The following is a 14,531-nucleotide window of genomic DNA, read 5'->3' as shown; positions in this document are numbered from 1 at the left end:
CGGTGGCGGACGGTGTTTCGTGCAGGCCATGATTGCGCTGACGCATCTGATGGCTGGCCGGCCCTGACCCCGCCGCCGCGGCCATCCGCGGATCTCTTCTACCAATTGGCTCTCCAGGGACGATTGACCGTGACCGTCTCAGCCTCTTCCCCCGTCAATGCGGGACCCGGTCTGCGGGCGCCGGCGAACCGGCTGCTGCTGGGGGCCGGCTTCATGCTGTTGTCGGCGCTGCTGTTCGGGATCGGCAATTCGGCCGTTCGCTGGGCTTCCACCGTCATGGACCCGCTGGAGGTCGTGTTCTTCCGCAACCTGTTCAGCCTGCTGTGGATGCTGCCCTGGGCGCTGACGGCGGGGATGCCGGCCTGCCGGTCGGTGCTGGCGGAACGGCGGCTGGTGCCCTATGTGACGCGGGCGCTGACCAGCCTGTGTGCAATGGCCGGATGGTTCTACGCCATCGCCCATATCCCGTTGCCGACGGCAACGTCGGTCAGCTTCGCCATTCCGCTGTTCGTCACGGCGGGTGCGGCGCTGATCCTGGGGGAGCGGGTGCGGTTGCGGCGCTGGGCGGCGGTCTGTGCAGGCTTCGCCGGGGTGGTGATTGTGCTGCGGCCGGGCGCCGCACCGGTCGATCTGGCTTTCCTGGCGCTGTTCGTGCACTGCCTTGCCGCCGCCGTCACCGTGCTGCAGATGCGGATGCTCAGCCGCAGGGACAACGCTTTGGTCATCGTCACCTTCCTTGGCCTGCTGGTCACTCCGATGGCCCTGGTGCCGGCTCTGTTCGTCTGGACCTGGCCGAGTTGGAGCATGCTTGGCGCGCTGGCGCTTCTGGGCGGAGTGCTGACCCTCGGCCAGCTGGCGATGACGAAGGCGCTGTCACTGGCCGAATCATCGGCGATGATGCCCTACGACTATGCCCGGTTGCCCTTCACCGCGCTGGTGGCGTGGCTCGCCTTCGGGCAGACCATGGATGCGTGGGGGTGGATGGGCGCGCTGGTGATCGCCGGGTCGGCGCTCTACACCATGCACCGCGATGCGGTGGACGAGCGCAAGGCCGCAAGCCGGGCCACCAGGACGGTGGCCGGTTAGCCGGGCAGTTCCGTTTCGCTGCCGGACGCCTCGGCACGCAGCGTCTCCTTCGCGCGGGCCCAGTGGGCCGGGGTCAGGTTGGCGCGCACCGTCTGGATGGCGGCGGCCAGAACCGCGGCATCGTCGGTGAAGCCGGCGATCAGCAGCCAGTCGGGCACGACATCCACCGGCAGGATGAAGTAAGCCAACGCTGCCAACAGTATTCCCTTCGCCCGATAGGGTGTTGCCGGATCGGTTGCGCAGAAATAGGCGGCCAGCAGATCTTCCAGGAAGGGAATGCGATGCAGGTTGGCGCGCAGCTTCAGCCAGAAGCTGCGGCGGACCAGCCGCTCGTCCTGCGCAACCCGCTCGGGATCGGTGATCGTCAGTTCGGTACCGGTGGGAACGGATGCTGTCATGGACGCTGAAACCCTCCGGGATCTGGTCACTTCTTGAGAAAACCGCCGGCGTCAAAGCCGGCGCGGATCGCCACCCTGGTGCGTCCCCACCATACGGTGTGGTATGGTGTGGCGGCCATCTGGTAAACAAAGCCATCCGGCAAACAACAAGTGCGATCGCAGCCTGTTGGACACAAGGCCGGCGCTCCGTACGGACCGGCCGCAATTAAGGAGGAGATGCCATGAACATCCAGGGTCTGTCCGCAATCGTCACCGGCGGCGCCTCGGGCATGGGGGCGGCGACGGCGCGTCATCTGGCCGGGCTCGGCGCCAAGGTGACTGTGCTGGACGTCAACGAGGACGCGGTGCTGAAGACCGCGCACGAGATCGGCGGGCTGGGCCTGGTCTGCGACGTGACCGATGGCGCGTCGGCCGAGCGGGCGTTCGATCAGGCGCGCTCCGCCCATGGACCTGCCCGGATCGCGGTGAACTGCGCCGGCATCGCCCCGGCCCAGCGCATCGTTGGCCGCGACGGCCCGATGCCGCTGGAGAATTTCCGCTCGGTGATCGAGGTGAACCTGATCGGCAGCTTCAACATCCTGCGGCTGGCCGCGGCCGACATGGCGAAGCTGGATCCGCTGGACAGCGGCGAGCGCGGGGTGATCGTGAACACCGCCTCCGTCGCCGCCTATGAGGGGCAGATCGGGCAGGCCGCCTATGCCGCGTCGAAGGGCGGCATCGTCGCCCTGACCATCTGCGCGGCGCGCGACCTCGCCCGCAACGGCATCCGCGTGATGACGGTGGCCCCCGGCCTGATCGGCACGCCGATGCTGTTGAACATGCCGCAGGAGGTGCAGGACAGCCTTGCCGCCACCGTCCCATTCCCCAAGCGCTTCGGCAAGCCGGAGGAGTATGCCCGTCTCGTCCAGCACATCCTGGAGAACGAGATGCTGAACGGCGACGTCATCCGCCTGGACGGCGCCATCCGCATGGCGCCGCAGTAAGGATGGGGGCGCACCGGGGCCGCCCCTGGGCTGCTCCGGTGCGTCCCAACCACACGTCAACTTTCGGCGGTGGCGGCTTCGTCCGCCCGCTCGGCCTCGCCCAGCAGATCGATCAGCAGGGTCGTGCAGTGCTGGAGTCGCTGGTCGGCGGTCGCGGTCGCCATGTCGCGGCCGGTCTGCTCCTGCCAATCCTGCAGCATCAGCGCCAGATGTTTCCGGACGTGGTCTTCCCTATCCAACCGCCGCGTCGCCATGTCGCCTCCCGCCATTGCCCGCGTTAATCCAAGGGGCAGGTCCGAACGGGGGATGCCCCGCTATCCCGTGCAGACCATCCAATTGGGTATCGGAACATCACCTTAACAGTCCGGACCTACGATGGTCACAGCCGGCCCCGGCCCGATCCTCGCGGCAAGCGGAAGCGGGGTGCCGGCGATGGCCGCAGGTCTACCTTCTGTCGGTGGCGGCGAATTCCTTGACCTTGCCTTCCAGCAGATCGAAGGTTCCGCTGAGACTGTTTGCGGATGCCAACACCTCTGCCGACATCACCCCGCTCTTCGCCGCGGCGGCTGCGACCGTGTCGATGTGGGTGGCGACCATCCGGGTGCCGTCCGCCACCGACCGCACCCGTTGGGCAATATCGTGCGTGGTCGCCCCCTGCTGTTCGGTTCCTGCGGCGATGGCGGACGAGATCTCGCGGACCTGCGAAATCACCACGCCGATGTTCTTGATCGCTTCAACCGTTTGCCGGGTCTGGTCCTGAACCAGCGCGATCTGTCCGGTGATGTCCTCGGTCGCCTTGGCGGTCTGGTTGGCAAGATTCTTGACCTCGCCGGCAACGACGGCGAAGCCCTTTCCGGCCTCGCCTGCGCGGGCGGCCTCGATGGTGGCATTCAGCGCCAGCAGATTGGTCTGGCTGGCGATGTCCTGGATCAGCTTGACCACCGTTCCGATCTTGCTGGCCGTCTCCGCCAGCCCCTGGACCATCGTGTCGGCCCGGCCGGTCTCGTCAGCCGCGCGGTTGGAGATGGCGGCCGCCTCGCCGATCCGCTGGGCGATCTCGTTGATCGAACCTGCAAGCTGGCCGGTCGCCGTTGCGACGGCCTGGGTGTCGGCCGACACCTGGTTGGCGGATGCCGTCGCCTGTTCCATCTTCTCCCCGCCCTGCTGCGACAGGTTCGACAGGGACACAGCGGTGCTTCGCATGCCTTCGGCCATTGCTGCCGACTTGCCGGCAAGGTCCGACACCTCTTGCGCCAGCTTATGGCTGCGCTGCCGTTCTTCCTGCAGGACGGACAAATCCTTCCAGTAGGTGATGACGTAAGCCTTGCCACCCTCCTGGCAGGCCACCAGCGTCACCTCGACCGGAACAAGGCTGCCGTCCAGCCGGCGGTGGTACCAATCGAAGCGGACAAATCCGTCCTTGACCGCCTTGGTGATGTATTGCACCGCAGCCTCCTGCGACGAGCGCCCGTCCGGCTGCGTCGTCGGCGACAGGGCGGAGGGTTGGATGCCGATGATGTCCTTTCGCGACCCTGCCCGCAGAAAGCGTATGGCGGCATCGTTGCAGGCGCAGAAGCCGTCCATCGTCGCCACGAGTATGGGATCTGCCGATTTCTCGAACGCCATCAGACTCATCGCCTCTTCCGCGGAGAGGCCGCTTTCCGCCGGGGCGCTCCGCTTTTCCCGCCCCAGAAGCAGCCCCGCGGCCAGGATCGCCAGCCCGACGACCATGGCCAGCCAGAAAGCCCAACCGGTCAGGGCGGAGGTGCCGCTTGCCGCCAGGAGGGCGGCCGGTATGGCCAGGGCGGAAACCATCGTGCCGGCAAACCGCCGGCCGCTCAACGATTCGACCATTTACTCTATCCCCGATGACGTTCTGCGCGTGTTTTCTTCGCGTTAAAATCTGCAGAACCGTACTTAGGAGGAGGAAAAGTTAATTAATGAGTAAAAATTCAATTCAAAAAGAGCAGAGCTGCAATCCTGCAGCCATCGAAGGACTGGCAAATGGGGAATATGACAAATCCATTCACAATAGAACAAGAATGTACAATTTTTTTGAGAAAAACTTTGGAGTCAACTGCCGGAGACTGTGGTCCGGCTATCGTCCGGTGCTCCAGGAAAGGTCGGAGATGGCAAAGAAAAACCCGCCAGCGGTTTGCCGCCGGCGGGTTCGGAGCTTGAATCGTCAGGAGTCCGACGGTGGATCAGCCGATCTTCTGCTTGGCCATCGAGCCCAGGCGCAGACGCAGCGCGTTCAGCTTGATGAAGCCTTCGGCGTCCTTCTGGTTGTAGACGCTGTCCTGCTCGAAGGTCACATAGTCCATGCGGTAGAGCGAGTTGGGCGACTTGCGGCCGACGACCGTGACGTTGCCCTTGAACAGCTTCAGACGGACCGTGCCGTTGACCAGCGACTGGGTCTGGTCGATCAGCGCCTGGATGGCCAGACGCTCCGGGCTCCACCAATAGCCGCAATAGATCAGCTCGGCGTAGCGCGGCATCAGCTCGTCCTTCAGGTGCGCGGCACCGCGGTCGAGGGTGATGCTCTCCATGGCGCGGTGCGCCACCAGCAGGATGCTGCCGCCCGGGGTCTCGTAGACGCCGCGCGACTTCATGCCGACATAGCGGTTCTCGACCAGATCGAGGCGGCCGATGCCGTTCTCGCCGCCCAGCCGGTTCAGCTCGGTCAGCAGGGCCGCCGGCGACAGCGCCTTGCCGTCGATGGCGACCGCGTCACCATTCTTGAACTCGACCTCGATGTAGGTCGGGGTGTCCGGCGCCTTTTCCGGGGCGACGGAGCGGGTGTACATGTCCTCGTCCGGCTCGACCCACGGATCCTCCAGCGCCTTGCCCTCGTAGGAGATGTGCAGGAGGTTGGCGTCGGTGGAGTAGGGGGCCTCGCCGCGCTTGTCCTTCGCGATCGGAATCTGGTTCTTCTCGGCGTAGTCCAGCAGCGTGGTGCGGCTGTTCAGGGTCCACTCGCGCCACGGCGCGATGACCGTGATGTCCGGCCGCAGGGCGTAATAGCCCAGCTCGAAGCGGACCTGATCGTTGCCCTTGCCGGTGGCGCCATGGGCGACGGCGTCGGCGCCGACCATGTTGGCGATCTCGATCTGGCGCTTGGCGATCAGCGGCCGGGCGATCGAGGTGCCGAGCAGGTAGGTGCCCTCATAGAGCGTGTTGGCGCGGAACATCGGGAAGACGAAGTCCCGCACGAATTCCTCGCGCAGGTCGTCGATGAAGATGTTTTCCGGCTTGATGCCCAGAAGCTCGGCCTTCTTGCGGGCGGGCTCCAGCTCCTCGCCCTGGCCGAGGTCGGCGGTGAAGGTCACCACCTCGCAGGAGTAGGTCTCCTGCAGCCACTTCAGAATCACCGAGGTGTCGAGGCCGCCCGAATAGGCGAGCACCACTTTCTTGATCTGTTTGCCGGACGCGCCGCTCATTGGACTGCTCTTGCAGTAGAGAAAGGTAAGGCCGCGACCGTACGGCCTTTCCCGCCCGCCTTCAAGCCCCCGTGCCCGTTCCCGCCCGCGCCGCCGCCCTTTCCCGCAGCGCCGACGCCGCGAACAGCAGGCAGGCGGCCGCGGCGAAGAAGGCCAGCCCATGCCGGGTCAGCTCCATCGCCGCCCCGGCCAGCACCGGCCCGGCCAGCGCGCCGACCCCCCACATCAACCCCATGGCGGCATAGATGCCGACCAGTTCCGACCCCTGGAAGCGGCTGCCGACGATGGCCAGCATGATGGTGTAGACACCGACGAAGGCGCCGCCCCAGACGAACAGAAGGGCGTAGGTCGCGATCTCGCTGCGCAGAGCGAAGGGCCAGGCGAGCGCCCCCAGCGCGGCGCAGGCGGCAAGCGCGATCACCAGCGTCAGCCGGTCCATCTTGTCGCCCAGCCAGCCGATGGGCAGCTGCAGCAGGATGGCGCCGATCATCATGCAGGACATCAGGCTGGTCGCCCCGGTCTCCGACCAGCCGAGCTTGGTGGCGTAGATCGCCAGGAAGGACAGGCCGGCGGTCTCGATGGCGGCGTTCAGCACGATGGCGCCGATGGCGACCGGCGCCAGCCGCATGAAATGCAGCGGCCCCTGGCGCGACGGCCGCTCGAACTCCGGTGCCCGGATGCGCGGGGAGGCGACCAGCAGCGCGGCGGCGGCGGCGACGCCGGCGCCGGCCAGATAGGGCAACGCCCCGGTGGAGCCCAGCACCGACAGCATCAGCGGTCCCAGCGCGAAGCCCGACGACAGCGCCGCGGTGTAGACCGCCATGGCGCGGGCGCGGGTGGCCTCGCTGCTCAGGCTGTTGGTCCAGGTCTCCGACAGGACGAACAGGGTCTCCGACGCCGCACCCAGCAGGATGCGCAGCGGGAACCACATCCAGACCGGGGTGGCGGGGAACAGGGCGAGCAGCAGCGCCGATCCCACCAGCGCCAGCATCACCAGCCGGCGGATGCCCAGCCGGGCGACGATCCGCGGCAGCAGCACCGCCATCGCCAGCACGCCCAGCGCGTGCATCGCCGCGTTGGTCCCGATGGTCAGGTCGTCCAGGTTGCGGCGCGACAGGTCCAGCGCGATCAGCGCGGCACTGAGGCTGTAGGTCAGGCCGAACATCATCGCGGTGGCGATGACGGCGGCGCGCGACAGAAGGCCGCCGTCATCCGGTCTCGGTTGCGATGTCATGCCTGTTCCTGTTCCAAAGCTGCTGGTATCGGTCATGACGGCTGCGTATCCGGCCGTCCGTCCATACTGCCCTCCATGCCGCCTTCCGGCGGACGGGCGGTGCCCCGCAGCTGGCCGAGAAAGCCGGCGAGCCGGCGGTGCCAGGACCGGTCGGGACGGTCGACGACGCGGGCCAGGGCCGCCGCGTAATCCAAGACGAAACCCGGCGTCCAACTCATCGCATCGGCGCGGCTGCGGATCAGGGAGGCGACCCAGATGTCGGGATCCATCAGCAGGCGCAGCAGACGCAGCCAGGGGAAGCGGGTTGCCAGTGCGCCTTCCAGCGTCGCGTCCAACGCCGCGGCGACGACGACCGAACAGTTGCGGTTGGAGAGATTGTAGGTGTTGTCCTGCCGGTATCCGGCCCAAAAGGCCCGCAGGCGCCAGCGATCGTAGGTCCACAGCTCCACGGTCGCATCGGCGGGGCACCAGTCGGCGATCTCTTCCTCGTAGGACGGCAGGAAGCGGCCGGGAACGTCGTTCTCGGCTCCGCTGCGCAACGCGGTCACGAAGCTGACGCCGGACTGGTCGATCTCGGTGGCGGGATAGTGGCTGATATACAGGTCGGGCGCCAATTCCAGGGCGGAGTGGCCGGTGGACACCACGCCGTTGCGGTCGATGGCGGCGATGTAGCGGTCGATCACCAGCCGCCTGTCCAGCGGCGCGGTGGCGGAGCCGACCGGCGTCCACACCCGCACCTTCAGCGGCCGGTCGTGACGGCCGGCCGGTTCGGGACTGTCGCCCACCAGAACGGGGGCGTTGTCGTACCAGCCCCGGCCGGAAAAGATCGGCAGGTTGAGGATCGCCGCCTCGTCCTCCAGGTTGCGCAGCAACACCCCCAGCCGCAGCAGAAGCCAGCCCGACAGGGCGAGGAACAGCCCGATGCACAGTGGCGTGTTGCGGTCCGACGGCAGCGGCCATTCCGTCAGCATCATCGCCGCCAGCGCCAGCTCCGCCAGCCCGCACAGGACCAGGAACCGCCAGTTCCGCACGCGGAACACCACCGCGGCACTGGCGCGGTTCGCCCCGTCGAGCGCCAGGACGGTGGCGAGGGGAAGCGCCAGGGCCCAGCCGCTCAGCAGCGGCGAGGCCAGCATCAGCGCGCCGGCCAGGATTGACAGCACCGCCCGCGCCAGCGCAAAGCGCCGGTCCGGTCCGGGCGCCGCCGGGAGGGCCATCAGCAGGGCGACGAGGCCGGCCGCGGCGAGGACGAGGCCCAGGACGCCGTAGATGGCTTGGGTCAGCCCGTCCGACAGGCCGACGCCCAGGGCGAGCCCGATGGCCATCAGACACAGGCCGGCCACGGCGATGACATGCCAATGCGACCGGAAGGCACGCGCGCCGATCAGCAAAAATGCAAGCTTCAGCATTGCTTCGCCGGGATCGGGAGTGGCAGGGATTTTTGCATCCCCGACTGGTGATCCCGCAATCGGGCCCTGTCAATGATGGTGGTGGCGCCGGGCGTCAGTCCAGCGGGGCGATGTTTACCGGAGGCTGCATCGTGCTCACTCGATCCTCTCGCCGGCGTAGGTGCCCCAGAAATCGGCGCGCTTCATCCAGCCGCGATAGCCTTTCAGCTCCACCTCGCACCAGTCGTCGCGGCACTTCTTCAGCGATCCGATGACGCCCGGCTCGGCCCGCGCCGCCACCGGGCTGTCGCTGCGCGGTGCCTCGTGCACGGTGCGGGTCTGCCCGACGATCAGGACGCCGCGGCGGCCCGACAGCGCGCTCTGGTGCACCCAGCCTTCCGCCCCCTCCCAGTCGCGGATGCGGCGCCAGGTGTCGAATTCCTGGATGATCTCCACCGGCATGTCCTTGCGGCGGAACACCCACTCGATGGGATAGCTGCCGTTGGGACCGGAGCGCAAATTCACCTCGCCGACACGCACGGTGACGAAGCGGGGGATCGGCAGGCCCGAGGCGCGGGTCGGGTCCTTGCGGTTCTCCGTCCGCGGCTCGGCGGCCAGGGCCGCGCCGGCGAACACCGTGCCGCCGGGGACAGCGCTGCCGCAAACCGCGCCCAGTCCCATCGTCAGGGCCAGCATGGCGAGGACGGAGCGGCGGACGAGCATGGCGGCACCGGTGTTGACGGAAGGGAGCGGCGAAATCGGGCCGCACTATAGAGACCACCCGTTCGATAGGGCAAGCACCGCCACCCCGGATCGGAGGATGCGGTCCCCCGCCGGGTGTGCCGTCGCAGGACGGGCATTCGCGACGGACTTCTGGACAGTCCAACAACCGCTTGGTATGGCAACCAGGGACCGGAACGGCCACGCAGACCCATGCGATGCGGGCCGGCCGGGGCAAGGGAGGACCAGCACCGATGACCGACAAGAAGAAGCCGCTCGTTGTCGTCACCCGCAAGCTGCCGGACGTCATCGAGACGCGGATGATGGAGCTGTTCGACACACGGCTCAATCCGGACGACGTTCCGCTGACCCCCGCCCAGATGCAGGAGGCGACCGCGGTCGCCGAGGTTCTGGTGCCCACCGTCACCGACCGCATCGACCGTGCCCTGATCGAGTCCGCCGGCCCGCAGTTGCGGCTGATCGCCTCCTTCGGCACCGGCGTCGACCACATCGACCTGAAGGCGGCGCGCGAGCGTGGCATCATCGTCACCAACACCCCCGGCGTCCTGACCGAGGACACCGCCGACATGACCATGGCGCTGTTGCTGGCCACGGCGCGGCGCGTGGCGGAAGGCGAGCGGCTGGTCCGCTCCGGCCAATGGACCGGCTGGGGACCGACCACCATGCTGGGCCACCGCATCAGCGGCAAGCGGCTGGGCATCCTGGGCATGGGCCGCATCGGCTCGGCCCTGGCGCGCCGGGCGCGCGCCTTCGGCATGTCGATCCACTACCACAACCGCCGCCGCGTCCATCCCGAGCTGGAGCAGGAGCTGGAGGCGACCTACTGGTCCAGCCTGGACCAGATGCTGGCGCGGATGGACATCGTGTCGATCAACTGCCCGCACACGCCGGCCACCTACCATCTGCTGTCGGAACGCCGGCTGAAGCTGCTGCGGCCGCACTGCTACATCGTCAACACCTCGCGCGGCGAGGTGATCGACGAGGTGGCGCTGACCCGCATGCTGTCGAAGGGCGAGATCGCCGGCGCCGGCCTGGACGTGTTCGAGCATGAACCGGCCGTCAACCCGAAGCTTCTGCGGCTGGACAACGTCGTCCTGCTGCCGCACATGGGCTCCGCCACCATCGAGGGCCGCATCGACATGGGCGAGAAGGTGGTGATCAACATCAAGACCTTCATCGACGGCCACACCCCGCCCGACCGCGTCCTGGAAGCGCTTCTGTAAGGGGACGGTCGGGGGCAAGCGGCGCCTTGTCGGCCCTTGTTCCGTCGGCCCTCATCCCCGCGAAGGCGCGAATCCGGCTTGCCCTTCGGAGTCCTTGACGAGCCGCCCGCATCCCCGCCTTCGCGGGGATGACCGCCTGGGTGAAGACGTGCCAGCCGCCGTCATTGGCCAAGGCTCCGTCAGGATGCGGAGGTTTCCAGCGCCGGCGCCTCGATCAGTTCCGCCTCCAGCTTGGCCTTGGCGGCAGCGGCCAGGGCCTCGTCCGCCTGGATGCGGTTCATGTCCTCCGGCGTGACGGCGCCGGCGGCGATCACCAGTTCGGCGAAGTCCGACAGAAAGACGCTGCCCTTCACCGTGCGCTGGACCAGCACGTTGCGCTTGTCCTCCGCGTCGCGCTTGCGCTTGACGAACCCCAGCACCGACAAGCGGTCGAGCGCGCGGGTCACGGCGGGCTTGGAGATGTTCAGCAGCGAGGCGAGACCGCGCACGGTGTGGGGCGGATCGGTCAGATAGACCTGGAGCAGGATCGCCAGCTGACGCGCCGACAGGTCCGGCCCGTCCTGGCGGACGCTGGCGACCAGCGCGGTGCGCCACAACCCCAGCGCCTTCAGGTTCCGTGCCATGCCTCCCCCCGGAAAGCCGCGCCTGGCTCCGCAACCGGAGCACGCGCCGCGAAGTGTCGCCTACCCGACCGATGCAGGCAAGAGATTCGCGTTCACCGGACAGGAGAAGCGGTGAGAGCGTCCCGCCTCCCCACGTCTACTTTCCTTCACGCTTCAGCAGCAGCGGCTTCGCCGTGCCGGTGACCAGCACATTGCCGCCGGTCAGCGGGACCATGGTCAGGCTGAAGCCGGCCGATACGGGGGCCAGGCTGATCGCCAGTTTCGCCGCATTTGGCGCGGCAGAGACGCCGGCCGCCTTGACCTCCTTCGGGTCGAAGGGGGCGTCCTCGCCCTGGCCGGCGACGTCGTAGCCGCCGCACTCGTTGCCGACGCAGATGCTGGTGGCGTCGATGCGGGCCTTGCCGGCGGGGCCGCCGAAGGGCGTGTCCTCCGCACCACCGGTCCAGCTCCAGTTGCCGCGCAGCCAGTCGGGAAGGCGGGTGTCCTTCTGGAGGTCCAGATTGTCGGCGATCAGCCCAAAGCTGCCCCCCAGCCCCTGGGCGGCCACTGCCTCGGCGATACGCCGGGCCTCGGCACTGCCGATGGAATAGCGGCCGGCAATCTGCGGCGTCCAGGCCGTCACCGCCGCATCCACCGCGGCGCGGAGACGCTCGCTCCAGCCCGGCGCGATCCAGCGCGGGTTGCTCCAGCCGGCGGCATCCTTGAGCAGCGCAGCCAGGTCCGGCGCATCTGCAAGGAACAGGCGCGGGTCGACCGCCGACTTCATGCGGTCGATCGCCATTTGGCGGTAGGTGGCGAAGCGGATGGTGCCGGTGCGGTTGGACGCGGCCTCCAGCATCGGGGCCAGCAGGTCGTCCACCGCCGTCCAGGCGGGGGAGGCGAGTAGAGCGTTGCCGTCCGGGCAGGCGGGGTGTGCGCCGAAATTGTCCCGGTTGCTGCCGTAGAGCGGCTCCATCGCCTTCCAGGCCGCCGCGCCGCGCCGCTCCATCACCGAACAGGGCCAGGCCATCTCGACCTCGTCGCTGACCACGCGCAAGGCGGTCAGGAAGCCCTCGTCGGTCGTCAGGTCGACACCCGCCGCGGTATCGCGCGCATAGGGATCCTCGATGCCTTCGACGGCCTCGCGCAGCAGGGCCTGTGCCTTGGGACGGTCGGGGGATGGGCCGAAGCGCAGCACATAGGCGGTCCACCCCTTGCCCGGCCCGCCGCGGATTTCGGCCAGCCGCTTCCCGGCGCCGGCGGGGTCGGCGGCGATGCCATCGACGACGGACGACAGCACGGCGACCGCCTTGGGCACCGACTCGGCCAATGCGGTGCGGCGGGCGTCGAGGACCGGACCAAGGCAAGAGGCGAGGGCGGGGCCCGCCGTGGCGCACTGGTTGCGCTGGGCCAGCCAAGCCTTCTGCTCCGTCCGCAGCCGTTCGCGGTCGGCGGCGCCTGACAGGGACTGCAGCGTCTTGTAGGCGCTGGCGATCTCACTGTCGGCATCGGCCAGTTTCGGATCGGCGCAGATCGCCTTTTCCACCGGCGTCGAGGCCGCCTTGCAGTCGAAGGACGGCTGGGCGCGGGCGGTTCCCGCTGCGATCATGACCGACAGGGCCAGCGCCGCTCCGGCGAGCGCCATCCGTCCAGGCGGCGGCAGCGTCAGGCGGATCGACGATCCCGCAAGGTCCAGCTGGCCCATCATGTCTCCCTGGGATTGTGGCCCGGGGAAGATACGGACTCTCGCGCCTTTTGTCCCGTCTCAGGGCAGGAAGGCGATGGAGACGGCGACGAAATGGCAGCTGGCGGCGGCCAGCACCAGCAGGTGCCAGACCGCGTTGTTGTAGGGCATACGATCCATCAGATGGAAGACGACGCCGACGGTGTAGAGCAGCCCGCCGGCCACCAGCAGCCACAGCGCGGGCGGCGAAAGCGCCGACCCCAGCGGTTCCAGTGCGGTGACGATCGCCCAGCCCAGTCCGAGATAGAGGGCCAGCCCCAGACGGTGGAATCGTCCGGGAAAGCGCAGCTTCAACGCCGCCCCGAAGGCGGCGCCGCCCCATACCGCGCCGCCCAGCACGACGCCCTGGCCCAGCCCCAGCGTGAAGGGGGTGTAGGTGCCGGCGATCATCACGAAGATCATGGCATGGTCGATCCGCCGCAGCATGGACTTGCCGAAACCAGGCGGGGCGAGGTTGTAGGCGGCCGAGGCGGTGAGCATGCCGACCAGCCCCAGCCCATAGATCGCCAGGGCCAGAGCCGTCCGGTTGGGCAGGGAATCGGAGAAGACCGCGGCATTCAGCAGCCAGACGAATCCGGCGATCCCTGCCGTGACGCCGACGGCGTGAACGACCGCGTCCGCCCGCCGCTCGCCGAGGCTGTAAATGGGAAACTGGTGGGCATCCGGCATCGGCACACCACCTCGATCGACGCCTTGAGGGACGGCGGCCGCCGGAAAGGGGCCTCTCGCGTCGATTATGGTGGGCCTGCCGCACCTGCGCCACCGTCCGATGGTTAGATGCGGGCATGCCGTGTCTGGGCCAACCGCTTATGCGGGACGATGCGGCTGGCCTGCCCGCATCATCGTCCGGCGTCGTTATTCAGCGGCGTAGGCGACGGTTTCCGTTGCGCGGTGGCGTGGCATCGGCTCCGACAAACCGGCGGCTTTGCGGAAGTAGCAGAGCGCATAGACGCGGACGCATCCGGTGAGGTTGTCGCAGTCCTGGCGTTCGGCATCGATCTTCGACACCAGTTCGCTCATCGTCATGTGCTCGCGGGTGCAGATTTCCTCCAGCGACTCCCACTCCACCGGCATCAGCTTCATGCTGGTCCGCTTGCCGTTCACCCTGATGTTGCGCATCTGCATGTGGGAGCCCTCCGTTGCTGGCGCATAAACAGGTATGCCAAACCGCTGCGCCTTGCTGTGAAGTTTTTCACATGCGAGAAATCGGTGAGGGGGGTGGACACGTTTTAGGAGCAGTGTCGAGGCCGACGGATGGCGGTTCGCTCCATTGGACCGGAGGTGGCAATGACCCGAAGCGATGCCTTGCGTTCCATCATCGAGGAGGCGGCCGCAGCGCGGTCGGCTCTGTGCGAAAACGAATTGGTCATCCGCCTGGACAACATCCTGGCCATCGCGCGTGCGGCGCCGGAAGAAGGCGAGGCGGACGGTAGGCCGCAGTCCTCCCAGACTATCCCCAACCCCTGCGCACATAAAAAAACCGCCGCTAACCCATTGGATTAGCGGCGAGTTGAACAGGGAGGCTTCACGTCTGGGAGACGCTGGGTCCGAAGACCCAACCCCGGAGGGGAGACCTCCGGGACGAAACATCGGGTGCTGCGTCGCAGCATCCAACGATCAAAATTTGGCCATTCCGCTGCCAACTTTCCAGGCACAAATGAATAAATCTACCATGCAAGCCACGCATGGCTA

Annotated in this window: 15 protein-coding genes; 4 read left to right on the top strand and 11 right to left on the bottom strand. The window is 67.6% G+C overall.

All coding sequences use genetic code 11. From position 1 onward, the window contains the following. Positions 1-129: 129 nt before the first annotated feature. Complete coding sequence (locus A6A40_RS11100) at positions 130-1,086, top strand: DMT family transporter (RefSeq protein ID WP_236783644.1); 957 nt, start codon at positions 130-132, stop codon at positions 1,084-1,086. Here A6A40_RS11100 and A6A40_RS11095 read toward each other — a convergent pair. Continuing rightward, complete coding sequence (locus tag A6A40_RS11095) at positions 1,083-1,484, bottom strand: YkvA family protein (RefSeq protein WP_063635450.1); 402 nt, start codon at positions 1,482-1,484, stop codon at positions 1,083-1,085. The genes A6A40_RS11100 and A6A40_RS11095 overlap by 4 nt on opposite strands. Before the next feature lie 221 nt (positions 1,485-1,705). On the opposite strand from A6A40_RS11095, the gene A6A40_RS11090 reads away from it, so the two are divergent. Further along, a complete protein-coding gene (locus tag A6A40_RS11090; RefSeq protein WP_063635449.1) occupies positions 1,706-2,467 on the top strand; it encodes an SDR family NAD(P)-dependent oxidoreductase in 762 nt (253 codons plus the stop codon). A 56-nt stretch (positions 2,468-2,523) separates the two neighbouring features. Here the strand turns inward: A6A40_RS11090 and A6A40_RS30390 are convergent, their stop codons facing one another. The 6 genes from A6A40_RS30390 to A6A40_RS11065 all read right to left on the bottom strand — a co-directional run bounded on the left by A6A40_RS30390 (position 2,524) and on the right by A6A40_RS11065 (position 9,252). Continuing rightward, positions 2,524-2,721 carry a hypothetical protein gene (locus tag A6A40_RS30390; RefSeq protein WP_146191556.1) on the bottom strand — a complete coding sequence of 66 codons (198 nt, stop codon included), beginning with the start codon at positions 2,719-2,721 and terminating at the stop codon, positions 2,524-2,526. A gap of 190 nt (positions 2,722-2,911) precedes the next feature. Then, the gene (locus A6A40_RS11085) at positions 2,912-4,321 is read right to left on the bottom strand and encodes a methyl-accepting chemotaxis protein (RefSeq protein ID WP_063635447.1); all 1,410 of its coding nucleotides are present in this window, start codon (positions 4,319-4,321) and stop codon (positions 2,912-2,914) included. A 350-nt stretch (positions 4,322-4,671) separates the two neighbouring features. Further along, complete coding sequence (locus A6A40_RS11080; protein ID WP_014248930.1) at positions 4,672-5,907, bottom strand: argininosuccinate synthase; 1,236 nt, start codon at positions 5,905-5,907, stop codon at positions 4,672-4,674. 61 nt (positions 5,908-5,968) lie between these two features. Further along, a complete protein-coding gene (locus A6A40_RS11075; protein WP_063635446.1) occupies positions 5,969-7,141 on the bottom strand; it encodes an MFS transporter in 1,173 nt (390 codons plus the stop codon). 32 nt (positions 7,142-7,173) lie between these two features. After that, complete coding sequence (locus tag A6A40_RS11070; protein ID WP_063635445.1) at positions 7,174-8,550, bottom strand: HdeD family acid-resistance protein; 1,377 nt, start codon at positions 8,548-8,550, stop codon at positions 7,174-7,176. Positions 8,551-8,685: 135 nt separating this feature from the next. Beyond that, positions 8,686-9,252: an SH3 domain-containing protein gene (locus A6A40_RS11065; RefSeq protein WP_236783643.1), complete on the bottom strand. Its 567-nt coding sequence runs from the start codon at positions 9,250-9,252 to the stop codon at positions 8,686-8,688. Between the two features lie 251 nt (positions 9,253-9,503). Between A6A40_RS11065 and A6A40_RS11060 the strand changes: the two genes are divergently transcribed. Next, positions 9,504-10,493, top strand: coding sequence for a 2-hydroxyacid dehydrogenase (locus A6A40_RS11060; RefSeq protein ID WP_063635444.1), 990 nt, complete (start codon positions 9,504-9,506; stop codon positions 10,491-10,493). A 179-nt stretch (positions 10,494-10,672) separates the two neighbouring features. Here A6A40_RS11060 and A6A40_RS11055 read toward each other — a convergent pair whose 3' ends face one another. The 4 genes from A6A40_RS11055 to A6A40_RS11040 all read right to left on the bottom strand — a co-directional run bounded on the left by A6A40_RS11055 (position 10,673) and on the right by A6A40_RS11040 (position 13,964). Continuing rightward, the gene (locus tag A6A40_RS11055; protein WP_063635443.1) at positions 10,673-11,116 is read right to left on the bottom strand and encodes a MarR family transcriptional regulator; all 444 of its coding nucleotides are present in this window, start codon (positions 11,114-11,116) and stop codon (positions 10,673-10,675) included. A 136-nt stretch (positions 11,117-11,252) separates the two neighbouring features. Then, positions 11,253-12,803, bottom strand: coding sequence for a lysozyme inhibitor LprI family protein (locus A6A40_RS11050; RefSeq protein WP_236783642.1), 1,551 nt, complete (start codon positions 12,801-12,803; stop codon positions 11,253-11,255). 57 nt (positions 12,804-12,860) lie between these two features. Beyond that, positions 12,861-13,508 (bottom strand): PAQR family membrane homeostasis protein TrhA, encoded by a 648-nt coding sequence (gene trhA / locus A6A40_RS11045; protein WP_063635442.1) that lies wholly within the window; start codon positions 13,506-13,508, stop codon positions 12,861-12,863. Positions 13,509-13,694: 186 nt separating this feature from the next. After that, on the bottom strand, positions 13,695-13,964 hold the full coding sequence (locus A6A40_RS11040; RefSeq protein WP_063635441.1) for a ribbon-helix-helix domain-containing protein: 270 nt from the start codon (positions 13,962-13,964) through the stop codon (positions 13,695-13,697). A 162-nt stretch (positions 13,965-14,126) separates the two neighbouring features. On the opposite strand from A6A40_RS11040, the gene A6A40_RS11035 reads away from it, so the two are divergent. Further along, positions 14,127-14,342: a hypothetical protein gene (locus A6A40_RS11035; RefSeq protein WP_063635440.1), complete on the top strand. Its 216-nt coding sequence runs from the start codon at positions 14,127-14,129 to the stop codon at positions 14,340-14,342. Positions 14,343-14,531: the final 189 nt, after the last annotated feature.

This window comes from Azospirillum humicireducens (assembly GCF_001639105.2).
Taxonomy (GTDB): domain Bacteria; phylum Pseudomonadota; class Alphaproteobacteria; order Azospirillales; family Azospirillaceae; genus Azospirillum; species Azospirillum humicireducens.
This window is presented reverse-complemented; position numbering and strand designations above follow the sequence as displayed.

Coding starts and splice junctions, on each gene's coding strand:
- A6A40_RS11095 (WP_063635450.1), bottom strand. CDS start 1,484: ATGACAGCATCCGTTCCCACCGGTACCGAACTGACGATCACCGATCCC.
- A6A40_RS11090 (WP_063635449.1), top strand. CDS start 1,706: ATGAACATCCAGGGTCTGTCCGCAATCGTCACCGGCGGCGCCTCGGGC.
- A6A40_RS30390 (WP_146191556.1), bottom strand. CDS start 2,721: ATGGCGACGCGGCGGTTGGATAGGGAAGACCACGTCCGGAAACATCTG.
- A6A40_RS11085 (WP_063635447.1), bottom strand. CDS start 4,321: ATGGTCGAATCGTTGAGCGGCCGGCGGTTTGCCGGCACGATGGTTTCC.
- A6A40_RS11080 (WP_014248930.1), bottom strand. CDS start 5,907: ATGAGCGGCGCGTCCGGCAAACAGATCAAGAAAGTGGTGCTCGCCTAT.
- A6A40_RS11075 (WP_063635446.1), bottom strand. CDS start 7,141: ATGACATCGCAACCGAGACCGGATGACGGCGGCCTTCTGTCGCGCGCC.
- A6A40_RS11070 (WP_063635445.1), bottom strand. CDS start 8,550: ATGCTGAAGCTTGCATTTTTGCTGATCGGCGCGCGTGCCTTCCGGTCG.
- A6A40_RS11065 (WP_236783643.1), bottom strand. CDS start 9,252: ATGCTCGTCCGCCGCTCCGTCCTCGCCATGCTGGCCCTGACGATGGGA.
- A6A40_RS11060 (WP_063635444.1), top strand. CDS start 9,504: ATGACCGACAAGAAGAAGCCGCTCGTTGTCGTCACCCGCAAGCTGCCG.
- A6A40_RS11055 (WP_063635443.1), bottom strand. CDS start 11,116: ATGGCACGGAACCTGAAGGCGCTGGGGTTGTGGCGCACCGCGCTGGTC.
- A6A40_RS11050 (WP_236783642.1), bottom strand. CDS start 12,803: ATGATGGGCCAGCTGGACCTTGCGGGATCGTCGATCCGCCTGACGCTG.
- trhA (WP_063635442.1), bottom strand. CDS start 13,508: ATGCCGGATGCCCACCAGTTTCCCATTTACAGCCTCGGCGAGCGGCGG.
- A6A40_RS11040 (WP_063635441.1), bottom strand. CDS start 13,964: ATGCAGATGCGCAACATCAGGGTGAACGGCAAGCGGACCAGCATGAAG.
- A6A40_RS11035 (WP_063635440.1), top strand. CDS start 14,127: ATGACCCGAAGCGATGCCTTGCGTTCCATCATCGAGGAGGCGGCCGCA.